This is a genomic window from Methylobacterium organophilum (genome assembly GCF_022179465.1).
Lineage (GTDB): Bacteria > Pseudomonadota > Alphaproteobacteria > Rhizobiales > Beijerinckiaceae > Methylobacterium > Methylobacterium organophilum.
Genome location: NZ_BPQV01000012.1, coordinates 127,498 through 147,588, shown reverse-complemented (window position 1 = coordinate 147,588; position 20,091 = coordinate 127,498). Strand labels below are relative to the sequence as shown.

General features: G+C 68.1%; 21 protein-coding genes, 1 tRNA gene and 2 riboswitches. Of the genes, 11 read left to right on the top strand and 11 right to left on the bottom strand.

Going from position 1 to position 20,091, the window contains the following annotated elements; genetic code table 11:
* Nucleotides 1–4: 4 nt before the first annotated feature.
* From tkt to MFF21_RS18970, 3 genes are all read right to left on the bottom strand, one after another.
* On the bottom strand, nt 5–2,080 hold the full coding sequence (gene tkt, locus MFF21_RS18980) for a transketolase (protein ID WP_238312955.1): 2,076 nt from the start codon (nt 2,078–2,080) through the stop codon (nt 5–7).
* A 63-nt stretch (nt 2,081–2,143) separates the two neighbouring features.
* Nucleotides 2,144–3,973, bottom strand: coding sequence for a glycoside hydrolase family 15 protein (locus MFF21_RS18975; protein ID WP_238312953.1), 1,830 nt, complete (start codon nt 3,971–3,973; stop codon nt 2,144–2,146).
* A gap of 151 nt (nt 3,974–4,124) precedes the next feature.
* A complete protein-coding gene (locus tag MFF21_RS18970; protein WP_238312951.1) occupies nt 4,125–4,697 on the bottom strand; it encodes a hypothetical protein in 573 nt (190 codons plus the stop codon).
* A 195-nt stretch (nt 4,698–4,892) separates the two neighbouring features.
* Here MFF21_RS18970 and MFF21_RS18965 point away from each other — a divergent pair, with 195 nt between their 5' ends.
* Together MFF21_RS18965 and MFF21_RS18960 are read left to right on the top strand one after the other, a co-directional pair.
* A complete protein-coding gene (locus tag MFF21_RS18965; RefSeq protein WP_238312949.1) occupies nt 4,893–5,480 on the top strand; it encodes an ANTAR domain-containing response regulator in 588 nt (195 codons plus the stop codon).
* Complete coding sequence (locus tag MFF21_RS18960; RefSeq protein ID WP_238312948.1) at nt 5,477–6,493, top strand: CmpA/NrtA family ABC transporter substrate-binding protein; 1,017 nt, start codon at nt 5,477–5,479, stop codon at nt 6,491–6,493. The genes MFF21_RS18965 and MFF21_RS18960 overlap by 4 nt, the downstream gene beginning before the upstream one ends.
* 16 nt (nt 6,494–6,509) lie before the next feature.
* On the opposite strand, the gene MFF21_RS18955 is transcribed toward MFF21_RS18960, so the two are convergent.
* Entirely contained in the window at nt 6,510–6,809 is a 300-nt protein-coding gene (locus MFF21_RS18955; RefSeq protein WP_238312946.1) for a FliM/FliN family flagellar motor switch protein, read from the bottom strand.
* 100 nt (nt 6,810–6,909) lie between these two features.
* On the opposite strand from MFF21_RS18955, the gene lipB reads away from it, so the two are divergent.
* Nucleotides 6,910–7,602: a lipoyl(octanoyl) transferase LipB gene (gene lipB / locus MFF21_RS18950; RefSeq protein WP_238313033.1), complete on the top strand. Its 693-nt coding sequence runs from the start codon at nt 6,910–6,912 to the stop codon at nt 7,600–7,602.
* Nucleotides 7,603–7,606: 4 nt separating this feature from the next.
* Here lipB and MFF21_RS18945 read toward each other — a convergent pair whose 3' ends face one another.
* The 3 genes from MFF21_RS18945 to MFF21_RS18935 form a co-directional block, all read right to left on the bottom strand.
* A complete protein-coding gene (locus MFF21_RS18945) occupies nt 7,607–8,494 on the bottom strand; it encodes a cation diffusion facilitator family transporter (protein WP_238312944.1) in 888 nt (295 codons plus the stop codon).
* A 96-nt stretch (nt 8,495–8,590) separates the two neighbouring features.
* Complete coding sequence (locus MFF21_RS18940; protein ID WP_238312942.1) at nt 8,591–8,824, bottom strand: hypothetical protein; 234 nt, start codon at nt 8,822–8,824, stop codon at nt 8,591–8,593.
* A 38-nt stretch (nt 8,825–8,862) separates the two neighbouring features.
* On the bottom strand, nt 8,863–9,213 hold the full coding sequence (locus MFF21_RS18935) for a hypothetical protein (RefSeq protein WP_238312940.1): 351 nt from the start codon (nt 9,211–9,213) through the stop codon (nt 8,863–8,865).
* A 132-nt stretch (nt 9,214–9,345) separates the two neighbouring features.
* Between MFF21_RS18935 and MFF21_RS18930 the strand changes: the two genes are divergently transcribed.
* The 6 genes from MFF21_RS18930 to tgt all read left to right on the top strand — a co-directional run bounded on the left by MFF21_RS18930 (nt 9,346) and on the right by tgt (nt 14,045).
* Nucleotides 9,346–9,936: a TetR/AcrR family transcriptional regulator gene (locus tag MFF21_RS18930; RefSeq protein WP_238312938.1), complete on the top strand. Its 591-nt coding sequence runs from the start codon at nt 9,346–9,348 to the stop codon at nt 9,934–9,936.
* 15 nt (nt 9,937–9,951) lie between these two features.
* Entirely contained in the window at nt 9,952–10,239 is a 288-nt protein-coding gene (locus tag MFF21_RS18925) for a YciI family protein (RefSeq protein WP_238312936.1), read from the top strand.
* A 3-nt stretch (nt 10,240–10,242) separates the two neighbouring features.
* Nucleotides 10,243–10,860 (top strand): DNA-3-methyladenine glycosylase I, encoded by a 618-nt coding sequence (locus tag MFF21_RS18920; RefSeq protein ID WP_238312935.1) that lies wholly within the window; start codon nt 10,243–10,245, stop codon nt 10,858–10,860.
* Nucleotides 10,861–10,970: 110 nt separating this feature from the next.
* Nucleotides 10,971–12,056 (top strand): tRNA preQ1(34) S-adenosylmethionine ribosyltransferase-isomerase QueA, encoded by a 1,086-nt coding sequence (queA, locus tag MFF21_RS18915; protein WP_238312933.1) that lies wholly within the window; start codon nt 10,971–10,973, stop codon nt 12,054–12,056.
* Nucleotides 12,053–12,862, top strand: a complete 810-nt coding sequence (locus MFF21_RS18910) for a nucleotidyltransferase domain-containing protein (protein WP_238312931.1) — start codon at nt 12,053–12,055, stop codon at nt 12,860–12,862. The genes queA and MFF21_RS18910 overlap by 4 nt, the downstream gene beginning before the upstream one ends.
* Before the next feature lie 34 nt (nt 12,863–12,896).
* The gene (gene tgt / locus MFF21_RS18905; RefSeq protein WP_238312929.1) at nt 12,897–14,045 is read left to right on the top strand and encodes a tRNA guanosine(34) transglycosylase Tgt; all 1,149 of its coding nucleotides are present in this window, start codon (nt 12,897–12,899) and stop codon (nt 14,043–14,045) included.
* Nucleotides 14,046–14,052: 7 nt separating this feature from the next.
* Here tgt and MFF21_RS18900 read toward each other — a convergent pair whose 3' ends face one another.
* A complete protein-coding gene (locus MFF21_RS18900; RefSeq protein WP_238312927.1) occupies nt 14,053–15,084 on the bottom strand; it encodes a hypothetical protein in 1,032 nt (343 codons plus the stop codon).
* A 185-nt stretch (nt 15,085–15,269) separates the two neighbouring features.
* Here MFF21_RS18900 and MFF21_RS18895 point away from each other — a divergent pair.
* Nucleotides 15,270–15,345: transfer RNA gene (locus MFF21_RS18895), tRNA-Lys, on the top strand.
* A 92-nt stretch (nt 15,346–15,437) separates the two neighbouring features.
* Here MFF21_RS18895 and MFF21_RS18890 read toward each other — a convergent pair.
* The 3 genes from MFF21_RS18890 to MFF21_RS18880 all read right to left on the bottom strand — a co-directional run bounded on the left by MFF21_RS18890 (nt 15,438) and on the right by MFF21_RS18880 (nt 16,738).
* A complete protein-coding gene (locus MFF21_RS18890) occupies nt 15,438–15,596 on the bottom strand; it encodes a hypothetical protein (RefSeq protein ID WP_238312925.1) in 159 nt (52 codons plus the stop codon).
* Nucleotides 15,597–15,774: 178 nt separating this feature from the next.
* Complete coding sequence (locus MFF21_RS18885) at nt 15,775–16,269, bottom strand: hypothetical protein (protein WP_238312923.1); 495 nt, start codon at nt 16,267–16,269, stop codon at nt 15,775–15,777.
* A 94-nt stretch (nt 16,270–16,363) separates the two neighbouring features.
* Nucleotides 16,364–16,738 carry a VOC family protein gene (locus tag MFF21_RS18880; RefSeq protein WP_238312921.1) on the bottom strand — a complete coding sequence of 125 codons (375 nt, stop codon included), beginning with the start codon at nt 16,736–16,738 and terminating at the stop codon, nt 16,364–16,366.
* Between the two features lie 405 nt (nt 16,739–17,143).
* Nucleotides 17,144–17,340, bottom strand: a riboswitch (cobalamin riboswitch).
* 204 nt (nt 17,341–17,544) lie between these two features.
* Nucleotides 17,545–17,753: riboswitch (cobalamin riboswitch) on the top strand.
* A gap of 107 nt (nt 17,754–17,860) precedes the next feature.
* Between MFF21_RS18880 and MFF21_RS18875 the strand changes: the two genes are divergently transcribed.
* Nucleotides 17,861–20,086 (top strand): TonB-dependent siderophore receptor, encoded by a 2,226-nt coding sequence (locus MFF21_RS18875; protein ID WP_238312919.1) that lies wholly within the window; start codon nt 17,861–17,863, stop codon nt 20,084–20,086.
* Nucleotides 20,087–20,091: the final 5 nt, after the last annotated feature.

The following is a 20,091-nucleotide window of genomic DNA, read 5'->3' as shown; positions in this document are numbered from 1 at the left end:
CGTGCTATTTCCTGTGCCGGGCGAGTTGGTCGCGCGCCGCCTCCAGCACCTTCTCGGCGGTAAAGCCGAACTTGGTCAGCAGGTCCTTGATCGGGGCCGAGGCGCCGAAGGTGTGCATACCGACAATCGCGCCGGAGGAACCGGCGTAGCGGTCCCAGCCGATGACGCTGCCCTGCTCGACCGCGACGCGGGCCAGCACTTCCGGGGGCAGCACGGAATTTCGGTAGGCCTCGTCCTGGCGCTCGAACAGGTCCCAGGACGGCATCGAGACCACGCGGGCCTTCACGCCCTCCGCCTTCAGAGCCTCGTAGGCCCCCACGCAGAGCTGCACCTCGGAGCCGGTACCAATCAGAATGATCTCCGGCGTGCCCTCGCAGTCGGCGAGCACATAGGCGCCCTTGGCCACGCCCGCGGCACTTCCGAACTTCGAGCGGTCAAAGGTCGGAAGCGGCTGGCGCGAGAGCGCGAGCACCGCGGGCTGGTTCTTCAGCGTGAAGATCACCCGGTAGGCCTCGGCCACTTCGTTGGCGTCGGCCGGGCGGAGCGTCACCAGACCGGGGATCGCCCGCAGGGAGAGGATCTGCTCCACCGGCTGGTGGGTCGGTCCGTCCTCGCCCACGCCGATCGAGTCGTGCGTGAAAATGTGGAAGACCGGCAGCTCCATCAGCGAGGCGAGCCGGATCGGGGGCCGCATGTAATCGGCGAAGACCAGGAAGGTCGCGCCATAGGCCCGCAGGCCCACCAGCCCGAGCCCGTTCACGATCGATCCCATAGCATGCTCGCGCACGCCGAAATGGATGTTGCGCCCGCCCGGCTCGAAGGGCGTGAGCGAGCCGGCCCCCTCGAAGGTGAGGTTCGACTTGTTCGAGGGCGCGAGATCCGCCGAGCCGCCCAGGAGGAAGGGCACGTGCTTGGCGATGGCGTTGAGCACCTTGCCCGATGATTCGCGGGTGGCAAGGCCCTTGGCGTCGGCCTCGAAGACGGGGATGTCCTTGTCCCAACCTGCCGGCAGGCGGCCCTCGAAGAAGGCATCGAGGTCCTCCGCAAGGGCGGAATCGGCCTGCTTAGCCTCCTTCAGGAAGCCATCCCACTGCGCATAGAGAGCCGCGCCACGCTTGCCGATGCCCTCGGCGAAGGTGTCGTAGACCCCGTCTGGCACCAGGAACTGCGCGTCCTCCGGCCAGCCATAGGCGCGCTTGGCGCCCTTCACCTCGTCCTCGCCGAGGGCGTCGGAATGGGCTTTGGCCGTGTTCTGCTTCTTGGGCGCGCCGTAGCCGATGATCGAGTTGACGATGATCAGGGTCGGTCGGTCGGCGGATTGGAGGAAGGTCTCCAGGGAAGCGGCGATCGCGTCGACGTCGTTGGCGTCGGCGACCCGCAGCACCTGCCAGCCATAGGCGAGGAAGCGCGCCGCGACCTCCTCCGAGAAGGCCAGCGTGGTGTGGCCCTCGATGGTGATCGTGTTGTTGTCGTAGATCCAGCACAGGTTCGACAGGCGCAGGTGCCCGGCGATCGAGGCGGACTCGGAGGCCACGCCCTCCATCAGGTCGCCGTCCGAGCAGATGGCGTAGACGTTGTAGTCGAACAGCGGCAGGTCGGGCCGGTTCAGGCGCTCGCCGAGGAAGCGGCCGCCCATCGCCATGCCGACGGAGTTCGCCACGCCTTGGCCGAGGGGACCTGTGGTGGTCTCGACGCCGGTGGTGAAGTGGTACTCGGGATGGCCGGGGGTGCGGCTATCGATCTGGCGGAACTGCTTGATGTCGTCGAGACTCACCGCCGGGGCGTTGCCGCCGTCCTTCTCCGCCACCTTGGCGAGGTGGAGCAGGCCGTAGAGCAGCATCGAGGCGTGGCCCGCCGAGAGCACGAAGCGGTCGCGATTCGGCCAGTGCGGATGGGCCGGGTCATAGCGTAGGTAGCGGTTCCACAGGGTGTAGGCCACGGGCGCCAGCGCCATCGGCGCACCGGCATGGCCGGAATTGGCCTTCTGCACCGCATCGATCGCCAGCGTCCGGATCGTGTCGATCGCCAGCTTATCGGCCTCGTTGAGGCCCGTCTTCGCGGGGGTGTCTGCACCGCTCATCGATAAAATCCGTCTTTCGCCTGCCTTACGGCGTTGGGGCCGCCTGTAGCGCAGCCCCGCGTTTCACGACACCCCCGCAGCCTGGGCTGTCTTGTCGGTTCCACCGCCGCGTTCCTTCGCGGGGCCTGTCGCCCGGCTGTAATTGAGGATCGTGTTCACCAGGGCAACGTGCGTGAAGGCCTGCGGATAATTACCGACCATGCGTTTCTTGCGCACGTCGTACTCCTCGGAGGCGAGCCCGAGGTCGTTACAGACCCCGATCAGGCGCTCGATGATCGCCCGCGCCTCGTCGCAGCGGCCGAGCCCGATCAGGTTGTCCGCATACCAGAACGTGCAGGGCAGGAAGGCGCCCTCGTTGCCCGGCAGGCCGTCGGTCGAGGAATTCTCGGTCTCGTAGCGGAGCACGAAGCCTTCTCGCATGAGATGGCGGCCGATCGCCTCGACGGTACCGATCACCTTGGGATCGTCCTGCGGCAGGAAGCCCATATGGGCGATGAGCAGCAGGCTCGCGTCGAGGGCCTTGGAACCGTAGCTCTGCACGAAGCTGTTGAGTTCCGTGTCGAAGCCTTTTTCGCAGACTTCGGCATGGATCTCGTCGCGGATGCGCTTCCATTGGCCCACGGGGGCATTGGGCGCCTCGTCCTCGTTATGGCTGCGGATCGCCCGGTCGAAGGCGACCCAGGCCATCACCTTGGAATGCACGAAGTGTCGGCGGCCGCCGCGCACCTCCCAGATCCCCTCGTCGGGCTCGCGCCAAGCCGTTTCCAAGTGCTGCAGCAGGGCGCGGCCCACCCGCCAGCCATCCTTGTCGCCGAGCATGCCGCGGATGCGGGCCTGGTAGAGGGCATCGAACAGCTCGCCATACACGTCCAGCTGGAACTGGGAGATCGCCGCATTGCCGACGCGGACCGGCTTCGCGCCCTCGTAGCCCGGCAACCAGTCGAGCTCGATCTCGGGCAGCAGGCGCTCGCCAGCGATGCCGTAGAGGATATGCGCCTGTTCCGGGTTGCCGGCCACCGCCCGCAGCAGCCAGTCGCGCCAAGCCCGCGCCTCGTCGAGGAAGCCCGAATCCATCAGCGCCAGCAGGGTGAAGGTCGAATCGCGCAGCCAACAGAACCGATAGTCCCAGTTGCGCACACCGCCGAGATCCTCCGGTAGGGAGGTGGTCGGCGCCGCCACGATGCCGCCGGTCGGCATGTAGGTGAGCGCCTTGAGCGTCAGCAGCGAGCGCTTGAGGAGGTCGTCCCAGGGCGTGCCCCCGGCGCAGTGGTTCGACCAGTCGCGCCAGAACCGGTTCGTGTCGGCGAGAACCCGGCGGGGCTCGATCGGGGGCGGATCCTCCTCGTGGGAGGCGCCGTAGCTCAGCACGAAGCGGACGGTCTCGCCCTCATGCACCGTAAATTCGGAGACCGTGGTCTGGCCTGCGCCACGCAGGGGCGCATTGGTGCGCAGGACCACCTTGTGGGGCCCAGCGATGGCCCGCAGGTCCCCGAGCTCGTTGCGCGAGACCCAGGGAACGGCCGAGCCGTAGTCGAAGCGCACGGCGAGATCCATGCGCATGGCGACCTGGCCCTTCCGGCCCTCGACGAGGCGGATCAGGTGCGAACCGTCGCCGGCGGGCATGTAGTCCGTAACGCGGACTTCGCCCTCGTGGGTCTTGTGGTAGGTCTCCAGAACCAACGTGCCGCTGCGGTAGCGCCAGGAATGCTCGGCGGCCTTGGCGGTCGGGGCGAGCTTCCAGAAGCCGTGTTCCTCGGTTCCGAGCAGGGCGGCGAACAGGGCCGAGGCGTCGAAGCGCGGCCAGCAAAGCCAGTCGATGCTGCCGTCGCGGCCGACCAGGGCTGCCGTCCGGCAATCGCCGATCAGGGCATAATCCTCGATCCGTCCCGCCATACCGTCTCCCGGAGCGCCGCGCGCCGCGCGGGGTGTCGGACGCGGCAAGCCTTGGCCGCAACACGCGGGATGCGGCGACGTTCCCGTGCGGATGCGCGGGGAATGCGCTAGCGCACACCGACCACCGTCACGGGGTCGGCAATCGGCCTGCTCAGCGCAGGCTCGGCACTAGGTCGACCACGGCGCTGCCGAGATTGACCGCACCGGTGCCGAGGGAGCGGGCGGCGCTCCAGACCGCGCTGGCGGTCGGCGCGAAGGGTAGGGCGCCCGTCGGCAGATCGGGCCCGGGCTCGCTGTTGGCGAGGCTGCGTTGCTCGGCCGCCGGCTCGGCGGCAGGTTTGGGAGCCGCACCGCGGGCCAGAGTGGTGTTGCGGCGGGTGCGCCGCGTGGCCGTGCGCACCGGCGCCGGACGCGCCGCGGCCTCGTCCGCCGTCGCGGCGAGACTCGGCGACGGATCCGGAAAAGCCCGGGCGAAGGCAGTTGCCGCCGGAACCGGCACCTCGGCCAGGGCGCCCGTGGTAGCCGGCTCGGTCAGCGTCATGCTCGGAGCGGGGCTGACCTGCGGCCGCTCGCGCATCCCGGCCTCTCGGGAGGGTTCCTGACAGAGGAAGGACAGGCCGGCAATCACCGCCGCGCTCAGCAGCGTCGGCAGGAAGGGGAGGGCGGCCGTGCGCCCCGTCGAGAACGTCTCCGTGACGGAGCGATCCGATCCAGGACTGCGCATCGGTACCCACCTCCGCTCTGGCCTTGCGTGCAGGAAGAGTTGGGACGCGTTTGCGGCGGAAGCTGGGCCGTTATGTCGCTGTTTGTAACGAATGCGCAGGTCGGGCACATCGCTTGCAGTGGGCACCTTGCGCGGACGCGGCGCAGCACGCTAACCGCGCCCTGGACGCCCCTTTCCCCGAGCCTTGCGGCCTCGATGACCGAGACCAGCCTCACCGTCGCCGTCGTCGACCCGAGCCACGTCCGCGCGGCCATCCTTGAGGAGGGACTGCGCGCGGCCGGCATCGGCAACGTCGTGGTCATTCCTGACGGCACCGACCTGCAGGCCCGTGTCGCCGCCCTCAAGCCCGACGTGGTCGTGATGCATCTGGAGAGCCCGAGCCGGGATATCCTGGAGCAGATGTCGAGCCTCAGCCGCCATGTCGAGCGGCCGGTGGCGATGTTCGTCGATCGCTCCGACCAGAGCATGATGCAGGCGGCAGTCGATGCCGGGATCTCGGCCTACGTCGTCGACGGCCTGCGCTCCGAGCGCATCCGGCCAATCCTCGATATCGCGATCCTGCGCTTCAACGCCTTCGCGCGGCTGCAGCGCGAATTGGAGGAGGCGCGCTCCGAGCTCGCCGACCGCAAGTTGATCGAGCGGGCCAAGGGGATCCTGATGACCCGCAAGGGCCTCTCGGAGGACGACGCCTACAAGCTCCTGCGCAAGCAGGCCATGAACGAGAAGCGCAAGATCGTGGACATCGCCCGCGCCATCGTCACGGCGGCGGATCTGCTCGGATGAGCCTCGTCGTCGGATACGTCCCGCTCGCGGACGCCGCGCCCGTGATCGCCGCGGCGGAGCGCGGCTTCGCTCGGGCGGAGGGCCTCACCATCACCCTGTCGCAGGAGCCGTCTTGGGCCACCCTGCGCGACCGCCTGGCGCTCGGCCATCTCGATGCCGCCCACATGCTCGCGCCTCTGGCCATCGCCAGTGCCCTGGGGCGCTCCGGGCCGCAGGCCGATCTCTGCGTGCCGATGGCGCTCAACCGCAACGGCAACGCCATCACCCTGTCGAATCCCCTCTGGGCGGAGATGGCGCCGGCGAGCGAATCCCTCGACGACGTGGCGCAGGCCTTCGCCCGGATCGCCCGGGCGCGGGCGGAAGAGGGCCGCCCCCTCACCATCGGCACGGTGCATCCCTTCTCGAGCCACACCTACCAGCTCCGGCTCTTCGCCGAACGGGGTGGCCTCGACCTGCGCCGGGCTCTGCGCCTCGTCGTGGTGCCACCGCCCAACACCGTGGAGGCACTGAAGCGCGGCATCATCGACGGCTTCTGCGTCGGCGCCCCCTGGAACAGCATCGCGGTCGAGGCCGGGATCGGGCGGATTGCGGCGCTCGGCTGTGCCATCGTGCCGGATTGCCCGGAGAAGGTTCTGGCCCTGCCCGCCTCGGAGGCGGAGGCGGGACTCGCTCTGGTGCGCGCGGTCCACCGGGCGGGCATCTGGTGCGCCGATCCGGGCAATCGCACCGAACTCGCCGCTCTCCTCGCCGACAGGGCCGGCCTCGGCCCGGACGCGGCGCTGCTCGCGCGGGTGCTGGCGGGGGCGCTGACCGTTGACGCGGGCGGCACGACCTGGTCCGAACCCGCCTATCTCCGCCTCGGCGCCGAGACCCACCGGCCCGAGCTGGACCAGGCGCGCTGGCTGGTAGGGCAGATGGCGGCCTGCGGCCAGATCGAGACGACGGCAGATGTCACCCAGCGGGCGACAGCGCTCTATCGGCCGGATCTATTCATGGCCGCCCTGTCGGGCTGAGGCAAGGACAGCCGGCTCAGGCCAGCACTTCGCCGACCAGGGCCGAGGCCTCCTCGCCGATCGTCGCGCCGGGGGTGCGCACCAGTTCGGCCTTACGGATCAGCTCGGTCACCTCCACGGAGATGCGGTTGCCGGTGACCACGATCTGCCCGCGGGCGATCGGGTGGTCGTTGGCCAGGATCTCGACCATGTCCGTCTCGGTGGCGGCGAGCTCGATCACCGCGCCGCGGCCCATGCGCAGCAACATGTGCAGCGGCATCTGGCTGCGGCCGAGAACGACCTTGAGATCGACCTTGAGGTCTTCGAGAACCGCCACGCCTGCCGCCCGGGACGCCACCTGTGATATCGGGCCAGCATTCCTCGTGGATGGTGAAGCCTTGGTAAACGACGGCCCGATCTCCTCGCCCCGGCTCGCGGTGGCGCCCGCCACCTTCCTGCCGCGCCCGGGCGCACCGCCGGTCGCTTGGCGGGTGAGCGACACCCTCGTCGATTACGAGATAGCAGTGGAGGCGATGGAGGCGCGGGCTTCGGCCATCGCGCGGGGCGAGGCCCGCGAACTCGTCTGGCTCCTGGAGCATCCCCCGCTCTACACCGCGGGAACCTCGGCCAAGACCGCCGACCTCGTCGAGCCGGACCGCTTTCCCGTCCACCGCACCGGGCGGGGCGGGCAATACACCTATCACGGCCCGGGCCAGCGCATCGCCTACGTGATGCTCGACCTCAACCGCCGCCGGGCGGATCTGCGCGCCTACGTGGCGAGCTTGGAGGCCTGGATCATCGCCACGCTGGACACCTTCAACGTGCGGGCCGAGCGGCGGGAGGACCGTGTCGGCGTCTGGGTGCGACGGCCGGAGAGAGGCGAGGCGGTCGAGGACAAGATCGCGGCGATCGGCATCCGGGTGAAGCGCTGGGTGAGCCTGCACGGGCTCAGCCTCAACGTGGAGCCGGATCTCTCCCATTTCACCGGCATCGTGCCCTGCGGCATCAGCCGGCACGGCGTGACGAGCTTGGCCGATCTCGGCCGGATCGTCTCGATGCCGGAGGTCGACATGGCCCTGCGCGCCGCCTTCGTGCCGATCTTCGGCGCGACGCAGGACGAGGAGGGGTGACCTCTCAGATCACCGGCACGCCGCGCTGCTTGGCCTCGTCGCCGGGCTCCACGTGGATGACCACCACGGCGCCGTCGATCTCGGCTTCGATGGCCGCCTCCAGCCGGTCGCAGATAGCGTGTGACTCGGCCACCGTCATCTCGCCGGGCACGACGAGGTGGAAATCGACGAAGGTGGCGCTGCCGGCATGGCGCGTGCGCACGTCGTGCGCCTCAAGTGCCCCCTCGCTGTGGCCGGAGATGAGTGCGCGGATCTTCTGTACCATCTCGGGGGAAGCGGCCTGGTCCATCAGGCCGTTCACCGAGTCGCGCACCATGGTCCAGCCGGACCACAGGATGTTGAGGGCAACGAGGCCCGCCACCACGGGATCGAGCACCAAGTTGCCGGTGAGGAGCACCAGGGCGACGCCGACGAGAACGCCGCCGGAAGTGAAGACGTCGGCGAAGACGTGCTTGGCGTCGGCGATGAGCGCCGGCGAGCGCCAGACCCGGCCCCGGCGCATCAGCCAGAACGCCCAGCCCGCATTGATCACCGTGGCGACACCATTGACTGCGAGGCCGATCAGCGGGGCGTCGAGCGGCTTGGGATCGAGGACGCCGTGATAGGCCTCGCGCAGGATCAGGAGTGCTGCGACGATGACGAGGGTGCCCTCGATCACGGCGGAGAAATACTCGGCCTTATGGTGGCCGTAGGGATGCTGATCATCCGCCGGCTGGGCTGCGACCCGCAGGGCGACGAAGGCGCAGGCCGCCGCCACCACGTTGATGATGCTCTCCAAGGCATCCGAATAGAGCGCGAGGCTCCCAGTCAGCCAGTAGGCTGCGAACTTGAGCGCCGTCACGAGGGCGCCGACGGCCGCGCTCAGGAGAGCCGCTTTCTCGGTACGGGTCATTGCTGGAATCGGGGACGAGGCCGGCTCAAGCGCCGGCGGGGCCGCCCCTTAACCGCCCGAGCGGCCCCAAGGCCACGGCAAAGGTCTTAGCCCGGGCTATGCGCCCTCGGCCGTCTCCCCCTCCACAGGCCCGCGCCCGCGCGCCGCTTCCCGCCCGCGGGCCTGCGCAGCGACCTTGCGGGCGCGCTCAGCCTTGCGGGCGTAGCTCCGGATCATCCAGGCGAAGCTCGCTTGGGCTGCCAGAATGTCGAGCCGGGCCGCCTCCCGTTCCCAGTAAGCGGCGACCTGGGCGTCCAGGGTCTCGTGCGGCGGCTTGGAAACCGTAGTCATTCGCCAAACCTCTCTGTTCGCCCAGGTTCCTACGTGGCTCAGGCCTTCGGCGTTTCAGGCGTATGCGTCTCCTCGACGAGAAGAGCCTCCTCGTCTCCGAGGAAGCTGCCGCGGCCGGCATCGGGCACCGGCGAGACGGGGTTGCCGAAAGGCTCGCTCTTGTAAGCCTGCAGGAAGCGCCGGCGCGCATCCGCCGGGTCTTCGGCCTTCAGAGTCACCTGTGGCCGATCGGGCAGAGGCCACCGGGCATCGGTGGGATCGCGGGGGCGCAGCGCGTACCATTTCATGGTGCGTCGGTTCTTTCCGGTTCGGTTTCCTCGTCCTTCTGATCTGGCGCAGCGCTCCCACCCGGCCAGCCCCTCGCAAGCCTGCGCGTCCGACTGATCCAAGGTAGGCTTGACCTCTCTAGGACGATCGTCCAAAAATGCGCCTAGGACGCTTGCCCTAAACAGGTCGTGCGTTCCGCGCCGCGGCCCCATTGCGGGAGAGGCGCGCCAGCAGCCGACGCGATAGGGACAAGCATGGAGACGCGCCAGCACATCGTCGAGGCTGCGGATCGCCTCTTCTACGAACGCGGCTTCGACGCGACGTCGTTCTCGGACATCGCCTCGGCCGTGAAGATTTCGCGCGGGAATTTCTATTATCATTTCAAAACGAAGGACGACATTCTCGACGCCGTGATCGATTTCCGCCTCGCCGGGACGCGAGCGATGCTGGAAGCGTGGCAGAGCGAGAGTGCCACTCCGGCGGAGAAGATCCGCCGCTTCATCGAGATCCTGATCGCCAACCGGGCGAAGATCATGCTCCACGGCTGCCCGGTCGGCACCCTGTGCAGCGAACTCGCCAAGCTCGACCACATCGCCCAGGACAGAGCGAACCAGGTCTTCACGCTCTTCCGCGACTGGCTCGCATGCGCCTTCGCGCAACTCGGGCGCCCGCAGGATGCCAATGCGCTGGCCCTGCACCTCCTGGCGCGCAGCCAGGGCGTCGCGACCCTGGCCACCGCCTTTCGCGACGAAGACTTCATCCACCGGGAGGTCGACGACATGCGGGCCTGGCTCGCCACGCTGGCACCGGCCGCTCCCGCGCGGACCGATGCCCCCCAAGCCTGAAGGAGAACCCGTCCGATGTTCGTCGTCATCCTGAAATTTTCCGCCCATCGGAACGGGGCCGCGGCGCTCATGGAGGGGCATAATGCCTGGATCCGGCGCGGCTTCGAGGACGGCGTCTTCCTCGTCGCGGGGAGCCTGCGGCCACCCGAGGGCGGCGCGATCCTCGCCCACAACCTGACCCGTCCGGATCTGGAGGATCGGCTGGCCGAAGACCCGTTCGTGGCCGAGGGCGTGGTCGGGGCCGAGATCCTCGAGATCGCGCCAGGCCAGACGGACGACCGGCTCGCCTTCCTGAAAGCCTGAGCGATGCACCCGACGTTCACGGGCCCGGATGGGCGGTCGCGCTGCCGCTGGTGCGCCGCCGCGCCGGAATTCACCGCATATCACGACCGGGAATGGGGTTTCCCGGTCGCGGATGACCGCCGCCTCTTCGAAAAGCTCTGCCTGGAAGGGTTTCAATCGGGCCTGAGCTGGCGCACGATCCTCGCCAAGCGCGATGCTTTCCGCACGGCTTTTCACGACTTCGACATCGATCGGATCGCTGCCTTCAACCAAGCCGACGTCGAGCGGCTGCTCGGGGAGCCCGGCATCGTCCGGCACCGCGGAAAGATCCAGGCCGTCCTCAACAATGCCCGGCGGGCGCAGGATCTGGTTCGGGAATACGGGTCGCTGGCGGCCTATGTCTGGCAGTTCGAGCCCTTCGCCGACGTTCTCGCGGCGCCGCAGACGACCTCGGTCTCGGCCGCCTCCATCGCAATGTCGAAGGACCTCAAGAAGCGAGGCTGGGCCTTCATCGGTCCGACCACGATCTACGCCTTCATGCAGGCCATGGGCCTGATCAACGATCATGCGGAAGGCTGCGCGATCCGCGCGGAGGCGGCCGAGGCGCGACGCGCCTTCCGCCCCCCTGTTCGTGACGCCTAGGGATCGTCGCGCCGCGTCCGCGCTCTGACCGCCCGCACGGGCGTCGCTCCCGTGGTCGTCGGCTGGTCCCGCGATTTGCCTCGGCGCCCCAATCCGTGCAGAGGGCGGGCATGCGCGTGGATGCGTTCGATTTCGACCTGCCGGAAAGCCTGATCGCCCTGAGGCCCGCGAGCCCGCGGGATGCGGGCCGCCTGCTCGTGGTGCAGCCCGGGGAGGCCTTGGCGGATCGCGCCGTGCGTGACCTGCCGAGGCTGCTGCGCCGGGGCGACGTGCTCGTCTTCAACGACACGCGGGTAATTCCGGCCCGGCTCAACGGCCTCCGCCATCGCCCCGGCGCCGCGGGCCTGCGCACGGAGGTGATGCTGCACCTGCGCGAGGCGCCGGATCGCTGGCGCGCATTCGCCCGGCCGGGCAAGCGCCTCGCCGTCGGCGACCGCCTGCATTTCGGCGAGGAGACGAGCGGGGCCTGCGGGCTGGCGAGCCTCAAGGCCACCCTCGAAGCCAAGGGAGAGGGCGGCGAGGTCACCCTCCGCTTCGACCTGTCCGGCCCCGCCCTGGACGAGGCCATCGCCGCCTTGGGCGCGCTTCCGCTGCCCCCCTACATCGCGGGCAAGCGCCCGACAGACGCGCAGGATGCGACCGACTACCAGACCGTCTATGCCCGCGCTCCCGGGGCTGTCGCCGCCCCGACCGCCGGCCTGCACTTCTCAGATGCGCTCCTGGGCGCGCTCGATGCCGCGGGCATCGCGCGGCGCCACGTCACCTTGCATGTCGGGGCCGGTACCTTCCTGCCCGTGAAGGCGGAGGATACGGACGATCACCGCATGCATGCGGAGATCGGCCAGATCGACGCCGAGACGGCGCAGGCGCTCAACGCCATCCGGGCGAAGGGCGGCCGCCTAGTCGCGGTGGGCACCACGGCCCTGCGGCTGCTGGAGAGCGCTACCGACGCCGAGGGCCGGATCCAGCCCTTTTCCGGACCGACCGAGATCTTCATCACCCCGGGCTACCGCTTCCGCGCGGTTGACGCCCTCATGACGAACTTCCACCTGCCACGCTCGACCCTGTTCATGCTGGTCTCCGCCTTCTCCGGGCTGGAGACGATGCGGCGCGCCTACGCCCACGCGATTGAAGCGCAGTACCGCTTCTATTCCTATGGCGATTCCAGCCTGCTGTTCCCGGGAGAAGACCGGTGAGCCGCGCAGGCGTCCTGCCCGCCGAGGCGGAGCCGGTCCTCGCCACCTATCTGGAGCGGCTGGCGGAGGAGCACGTTCCGGCTCCGCGCGGTCTCTATCTGGTTGGGTCGATCGCCCTGGGCGACTTCCGCCCGGGAGCGAGCGACATCGATTTCGTCGCCATCCTCGACGAGGCGCCGTCCACCGAGACCTCGGAACGCCTCGCACGCGTTCACGGGGATCTGGCCAGGTCGGGCAGCCCACATTTCGACGGCGTCTATCTGCCCGCCAGCCTGCTTCGTGAGCCGGCTCCGGGCGAGGCGGTCATGCCGTTCAGCGTCGATGGCCGCTTCCGCACCGGCGAGCTCTGCCGCGAGCTCAATCCCGCCGTCTGGCGCTGCCTTGCCCGGTACGGGCGTCGGATCCTGGGGCCGGCGCCCTCCGAACTCGGCATCGCCAACGATACGGACGTCCTGCGGGCCCACCAGATCGCGAACCTGCACGGCTACTGGCGCTCCTGGATCGCCGAGGCAGAGACCGCGCTCGCCGCCAAGGCGCCGGGCGAGGATTGCAACGCTGCCGCGCTCGCCTGGGGCGTTCTCGGCATCGGGCGCTGCGCCTGCACGCTTGCGACGGACGACATCGTCTCGAAGAGGGAAGGTGGCCGCTTCGGCCTTCGGACGGCGCCCGTGTCGTGGCATCGCGTGCTGAACGAGGCGCTTGCGATCCACGACGGCGGCCCGAAACGCACGAGCCAAGCGAGCCTCAGGGCCGCCCTCGCCTACATGCACTTCATCATCGCATCGGCGCCTCGCCCTCAAGCCTGAGCCGACGCCGTTCCGATCCCATCCCCGCGAAACGATGCCCGATACGCCCTTTTCCTCCGACTTCGCCTTCGCGGTCCATGCCCGGGACGGGCAAGCCCGTACCGGCGCCATCACCATGCCCCGGGGCACCATCCGCACCCCGGCCTTCATGCCGGTCGGCACGGCCGCCACCGTGAAGGCGATGTATGCCGACCAAGTGCGCGACCTCGGCGCCGACGTGGTGCTCGGCAACACCTACCATCTGATGCTGCGCCCCGGGCCGGAGCGCATGGCGCGCCTCGGCGGCCTGCACAAATTCATGCGCTGGGACGGGCCGATCCTCACCGATTCCGGCGGCTTCCAGGTAATGTCGCTCTCCGCCCTGCGGAAGATCGACGAGCAGGGCGTGACCTTCCGCTCGCATATCGACGGCACCGCCCATCATATGAGCCCGGAGCGTTCCATCGAGATCCAGGGGCTGCTCGGCTCCGACATCCAGATGCAGCTCGACGAATGCGTGCGCCTGCCCGCCGACCGCACCACCATCGAGAAGGGCATGCGCCTGTCCCTGCGCTGGGCCGAGCGCTGCCGCGTCGCCTTCGGCGAGCAGCCGGGCAAGGCCCTGTTCGGCATTGTGCAGGGCGGCGACCTGCCGGACCTGCGCATCGAAAGCGCGAAGGCGCTGGCCGCTCTCGACCTCAAGGGCTACGCCATCGGCGGCCTCGCGGTGGGCGAGCCGCAGGCGGTGATGCTCGCCATGATCGAGACGGTGGAGCCCTACCTGCCGGCGGAGAAGCCGCGCTACCTCATGGGCGTCGGCACGCCGGACGACCTGATGCAGTCCGTCCTGCGCGGGGTCGACATGTTCGATTGCGTGATGCCGACCCGGGCCGGGCGCCACGGTCTCGCCTATACCCGCCACGGCCGCATCAACCTGCGCAATGCCCGGCATGCCGAGGACACCCGGCCCCTCGACGAGGCCTCCACCTGTCCGGCGGCGCGGGACTATTCCCGCGCCTATCTGCACCACCTCGTCCGCTCGGACGAGATCCTCGGCATGATGCTGCTGACCTGGAACAACCTCGCCTACTACCAGGACCTGATGGCGGGCCTGCGGGCGGCCATCGCGGAGGGCCGGCTCGCCGACTTCATCGGCGCCACGAAGGAAGGCTGGGCCCGCGCGGAGGCGGCACAGAAGGCGTGACGTCGCCTTAAGGGTGGGCGAGCACGCGGTAGAAGCCGTCTTCCGCGTCCCGGCCCGTGGCCTGGGCCGCGGCGAGACCCACCACGATGTGGTCCGCCACCGGCAAGCGGTAATGCAGAGCATCCCAGTAGTTCGTGTCCTGCGTCGTGACAGGGGAGGGGATGCGGAAATCCACCACCGTGGCTCCGAAGCGGCGCCCGATCTCCGCGACGCGGGCTTTGCAGATCGCTTCCCGCGCTCCGAGGCGGGTTCCGGGTTTGCCTTGGGCAGCCACGTGGACAGGCATGAATGTCATAAGCGCGACGGCAGAGCGGGGCATTTCCGCGAGTAGCCTATCGAGCCAGTCCAGCGCGGGCATCGGCGCCTCGACCTCGAAGCCTGGGATGTCCGCGGGCGCGGCGCCAGCCCGGATATGGGCGGCGGCGCGGGCAGCATCGTAGGTCACCTCCGGCGGCGTGAACACGGCGTAGCCGTCTCCGCGGATGCGCTCCGGGACGAGCCCGAGCCGGTGGAGAGCGCCCTGCGCAGCGATGCCGAGCCCCTGCCAGTTCGCCTGCCGCAGCACCGCGACGGGCGAGCCGTCGTAGAGCCAGGCCGGAAACGTCCACTGGGTGAAGCGGCGCCGGTCCGCATCCGCCTCGCACCAGGTCCCGTCGAGGGCGAACAGCACCGCCTTCGGCGCAGTGGCACCGAGATAGAGCTTGGCGAGCCGCATCTGCTCGTAGGGCGTTGCGGCGTTGATCGCGAGATTGGCGAAGCGCGCGCCGAACACCGGCCCGAGGGCTCGCGGATCGATCAGCCGCGCGGTCGAGGTGCCAAATATGGCTCCGTCGAAGGCGCCGGAACGGGCGATTTGCGGATACATGAAGCGCTGGTCGCTATCCATGATCGGGCGCGCCGCCCGGAGGCCGTAGGGATCGAGCAACGCGATGAAGCCGAGCACCGCGAGTGCGAGCGCCCCACCGCCTGCCAGAAAGATACAGATGAATTCGCGCCAGAGAGGCGGGGTATCGGGTGGATTAAGAGCGGAAGTCACCATGAGGATCGCGGCTGCCATGAAACCAAGGCCAAGGCAGGGCGTGCTGCTCTCGAACTCCCCTTGTGAAGAAGAGGGCAACGGAACGGGCATGGAGCCACAGAACCCGAGTTGACCCGTCCCCCCCCAGCCCCTATTGCGAGCCACGCTCCCGACCGACGCGGCCACGAGACCGTGCCACGGGATGCGAGCGCGTAGCTCAGCTGGTAGAGCAACGGACTTTTAATCTGTAGGTCCTGGGTTCGAGTCCCAGCGCGCTCACCAAATTACCCTTGCTCTACAGTGGCTTGGACCTTCGATTGGCGATGTCCAATCTCAGCGCGTGTCCAAGATCCCGCAACCTGTGTCCAAACCCCTCAATGCGCTGAGGCGGATCCGGAGCCGAAAAGGTTGGCGCGGGTCTCCTTCCAGGCCTCCTCCAGCTTCTTCATCCCGTTGATGGCGAGGCAGTGCTTGTTCACGTCCTTCGAGTAGTGGCGGACCATCTGCTCCGACATTTCCACGATCGCCGACACCTCTGCCTCGGTATCCCGAGGCCGCGGCCGTGAGGGTGATGGAAGCGCAGCGGGCCGTCCGGGTGGACGGGCACCGAGACGCGCCTTGCGGCGTGTTCTGTCAGCGCACCAAGCTCACCCGAGAAGAGATCACGACGCGAGTGCTGAGAAGGTGGTCGAGCTGAGTAACCGGCTGTGCTTATGACTCGCCGATCAGTCGGCAGGTGATGCTGATCGGCTTGGCCCTGGCGGCGGTCACTGTGTCCGCGAAAAGGTCGCAGTCGAGCAGGTTGTCCGGCGCCGCCTTGCGGGCGGAGTAGACGTTGATGTTCACTTTGATTGGGTTCTCGTCGATCGAGGTCGCATCCGCGGCGTTGACGCCAAACCCGGGCATCTCGGCAAGGCCACCGGCGGCCGGAATGGTCACCGTGTCGCCCGCGATCTCGTACGCGCCGGGCTCTTGGCCATCAGCCTGCGCACGCTTGATCTCGGCGCGCGTCGGCTTCCTAGCCCTCTCGTAGTAGTAGAACGAGCTCACGGTCACGCTTTCGGAGAGGTCGGTCAGCTTCTTCAGCGCCTTGGGCGAGAGGGAGACCTGTACCGTGAAGCCGTGGGGGCTGGCCGTCGTTTGCGCGGCAGCGGGTGCTGCACTCGTGAGCGCGGCTGTGAGAGCCGCAAGAGCGATCGCCTTCATGGGCTCGTCCTGCCTGGCGCGCGGCCTGAATCGGGCGCGACGCTGCTTGGCAGTATAGCACGGACGGCCGGCGTGGCAGGGAGGGCCGGGCTCCTCACTTCGCCGGCACGGTCCGCGCGGTGAGTTTGTTACCGTCTGGATCACGGAGGTAGGCCACGAAAGCCCCGTTCGGTCGCTCTGAAGGCGGGCTCTCGATCGCAGTGCCGCCGTGCTTCGTGCCGGCCGCATGCCAAGCGAGAACGTGGTCGCGGCTGGCGGCGGCGATCCCGATGGTCCCGCCGTTTGCAGCGGTCGCCGGATTGCCATCGATCGGCGTCGTGATCATCAACCGGCCGCCCTCGTGGGCGTAGATCAGCCTACCTCGCTCATCCATCTTGCCGGACCTGCCTCCGAGCGCGGCGAACGTGGCATCGTAGAAGCTTCGCGCCCGTTCCAGGTCGTTGCTGCCGATCATGATGTGCGTGAACATGCATCTTCTCCGGATAGGGGCAGCACGTGATAGTCGCAGCCAAGTGTCGAGGCGAGTGGCTGGCGGCATCCTATCAGCCCTGCTGCGGCCCGGGCCCAACCGATCCCGATTCACAACGATCCCGCGAACGCCACTTGCCAAGTCGGCGGCTTACGTGCCCGATGAATTGATTTGATCGCGCCTCGACACCGGCTCAAGCCGTCTCGGCCGAGCACCGAGATCTCGGAGAGCAAGACGTCGGCCTCGCCGCCGCACAGTTCATTCGCGAAGGGTGCGGTGACCTGCTGGGCCTGGACAGCAGGCGAAGCGAGCAGGGCCGGCAATAGGACAGCGCCAGTGCGCTCCGCAGAGCGGATCGAAGGGCAAAGGACACGGGAGACAAGCCTCCGGCATTGGCACGTCACCGCGAACGAGGCCTCGGCGCCCCTCCTGGCTCGCAGGTCTTTGCCCTCTCACCGTCTTCCCGGATCAGGTTCATGCAGTGACGTTGGCAGCGGAAGGTTCGCCGCTCACAGTTGCGGAGGCAGCCGCGGTATCGGGGCAAAGACCCTCACTGCGCTCCCTTTTGATCTTCAGGGAGAACCGCCGCCGATATACCGTCGGCACTTCGACTCAAACCCGTCGAGACTGGAAATAATCGACGAGAATCTATTAGCGATATTTGATCTGTGATGCCTCGACTTATGAACGGGGCACTGCAGTCAAAGGCTCTCTTTGTTGCCGAACAAGAACGGACGACCCTGAGTCGGACGCGCGACGTATCGACAAGCTGCGTTCGATAGGTTGACTCCCGTACTTGCACGACCGATGAGAGCGACCGTCAAGGTTCTCACGGCCCTGTAGCCGTGAGCTAAGAGGGAATTCGGTGAAGCCCGTCAGGGTGAGACCGGAGCTGCCCCCGCAACTGTAAGCGGCGAGCTGCTGCCGAGAACGACCACTGGCGCCCCGCGCCGGGAAGGTCAGGCAGAGGCGACGACCCGCGAGCCAGGAGACCTGCCTTGGCGATGTTTTTGTTTCTCGGGCGGGGTGTCCGAAGGGAACGCATGGCCGTGGCAGGCACTGACCGCCCGCTCTCGCGCACGCGTGCCTGAAGCTGCCCTTGTCCGATCAAGGGCTCCCACGATGCCGCGCCGGTCAGGTCTCACGCTCTCGGAATCATCTCCATTCGCTCGCAAGCCCAGCGGCCGGGTCGATTATGTTGCCGCGTTCGGCCCCAGTCGAAAGCAGGCGTGGTCGTGCACCGTCGCCCTGGCTGCCTACCTTGCCGTCGGCCTCGATCCGATCGCCGCGTCTGCGCAACTGGCCGTCGACGCGACTCAGGAGGTGCAGCTGGACGAACTCACGGTCCAAGGGAAATCCGGTCCTCGCCTCGTCACGGATGGCTATCTCGCGAAGCAGAGCGTCAGCGCGACCCGCACCGATACCCCCCTGCGAGAGGTGCCTCAGGCGGTCGTCGTCGTCCCGAACCAAGTGCTCGAAGACGCCGCCGCGACCCGGATCGACACCGCCCTTGACCTCGCCGGCGTCGGTCGGGCCAACAATTTCGCCGGGCTTGGACTGACAGAGTTCACCATCCGCGGCTTCGCCACAGGCGAGTATTACCGCAACGGCTTCCCGATCAACCGCGGCTACCCGAACTCGCCCGATATCGCCTCGATCGAGCGCGTTGAGGTTCTGAAGGGTCCTTCCGCCTTCCTCTACGGCCGGGGGGATCCGGGCGGCACCTTCAACATCGTCTCGAAGCAGCCGCTGGCCGAGCGCTCCCTTGCCGTCGACACGCAGTACGGAAGCTTCAATACCAAGCGCAGCACCCTCGACGCCACCGGCGCCCTCGACGAGAACGGCCAGGTGCTCGCCCGCATCACGGGGGCCGTGGAGGACAACGGCAGCTTCCGTGACTTCGGGAGGAGCGACCGCTACTACCTCGCGCCCGCCATCGCCTGGAAGCCTACGGCGGACACGACGATCACGCTCGAAGGCGAATTGATCAGCGCCGGGCAGATCTTCGACCGCGGCATCGTCCCGTTCCGTGGCGACCTGCGCGCCGTGCCGCAGACCCGCTACATCGGAGAGCCCGGCCTTGCCCCCTTCCGCAACGACAATGCCCTCGGGCAGTTGCGCATCGAGCACCGCTTCGACCCCGATTGGGTGCTGACCGCCGGCACGCAGGTGCTGGCCGGCAACATCGCGGGCGACGCCGTGCAGACCGTGGGCGTCCTCCCGGATGGGCGCACGCTCCGGCGCACTTTCGATCATCGCGAGCTGACGTGGTCGGACGTCGACCTCCAGGTCAACCTCGCGGGCAAGTTCGAGACCGGCCCGTTCCGCCACACGCTGCTGCTCGGGCTCGAATACGACAGCTACCGCTACCGTGAGGTGATCAACCGCTCGAACCCTACCACCAACCCGTTCTTCCTCGATCTGTTCGCGCCCCGCTACGGCCAAGTGCTGCCGCCGCTCACCGTGGCGGGCAGCAATCTCCTGGAGAACACACAGAGCTACGCCGGCTACGTGCAGGACCAGATCGACATCACTCCACGCCTGCATGCCCTCGTCGGCGTGCGCGTCGAGGATATCGGCCTCGTCTCGACCTCCTACATCACCAACCGCACCACGAGCCTGCAGGGCACGGCCGCCACGCCGCGCTTCGGCCTCGTCTATGACCTCCTCGAGACGGTCTCGGTCTACGGCAACTATGCCCGCTCGTTCCGGCCGAACACCGGCACGGACCGCAACTTCCGGCCCTTCGCCTTCCAGGAGGGCGAGGGCTACGAGGTCGGCGCGAAGTTCGACCTGCTCGACGGGCGCTTGAATGCCACCGCCGCCCTGTTCGAGATCAAGCGAACCAACGTCCTGACCACCGATCCCGTGGACCAGAACTTCAGCGTCGCGGCGGGGGAGATCCGCAGCCGCGGCTTTGATCTCACCGTTGCGGGCTACCTCGCGCCGGGCTGGCGGGTGATCGGAACCTACACCTACGCCGACGCCGCCGTGACTCGCGACAACACCATCCCGGTCGGTTCGCACATCGCCAACGTCCCCGAGAACGCCTTCGCGCTCCAGAGCGTCTACGAGTTCCAGGGGGGTGACCTGCGCGGCCTCGGCCTCGGGGCAGGGGTGAACTTCGTCGGTCAGCGCACCGCCGGAACGGCAGTCTCGACGTTCAACCTGCCAGAGTACACGCTTTTTAACCTGATCTCGTACTATCGGATCACGCCAGACGTGCGAGTTTACCTCAACGTCGATAATGTCTTCGACACCATCTACTACGACCGCGCTTGGCAGAACCGTTACGCCACGCCCGGCACGCCGCGCACCATCATGGGCGGCGTCGCCGCGAGGTTCTGAAGCCC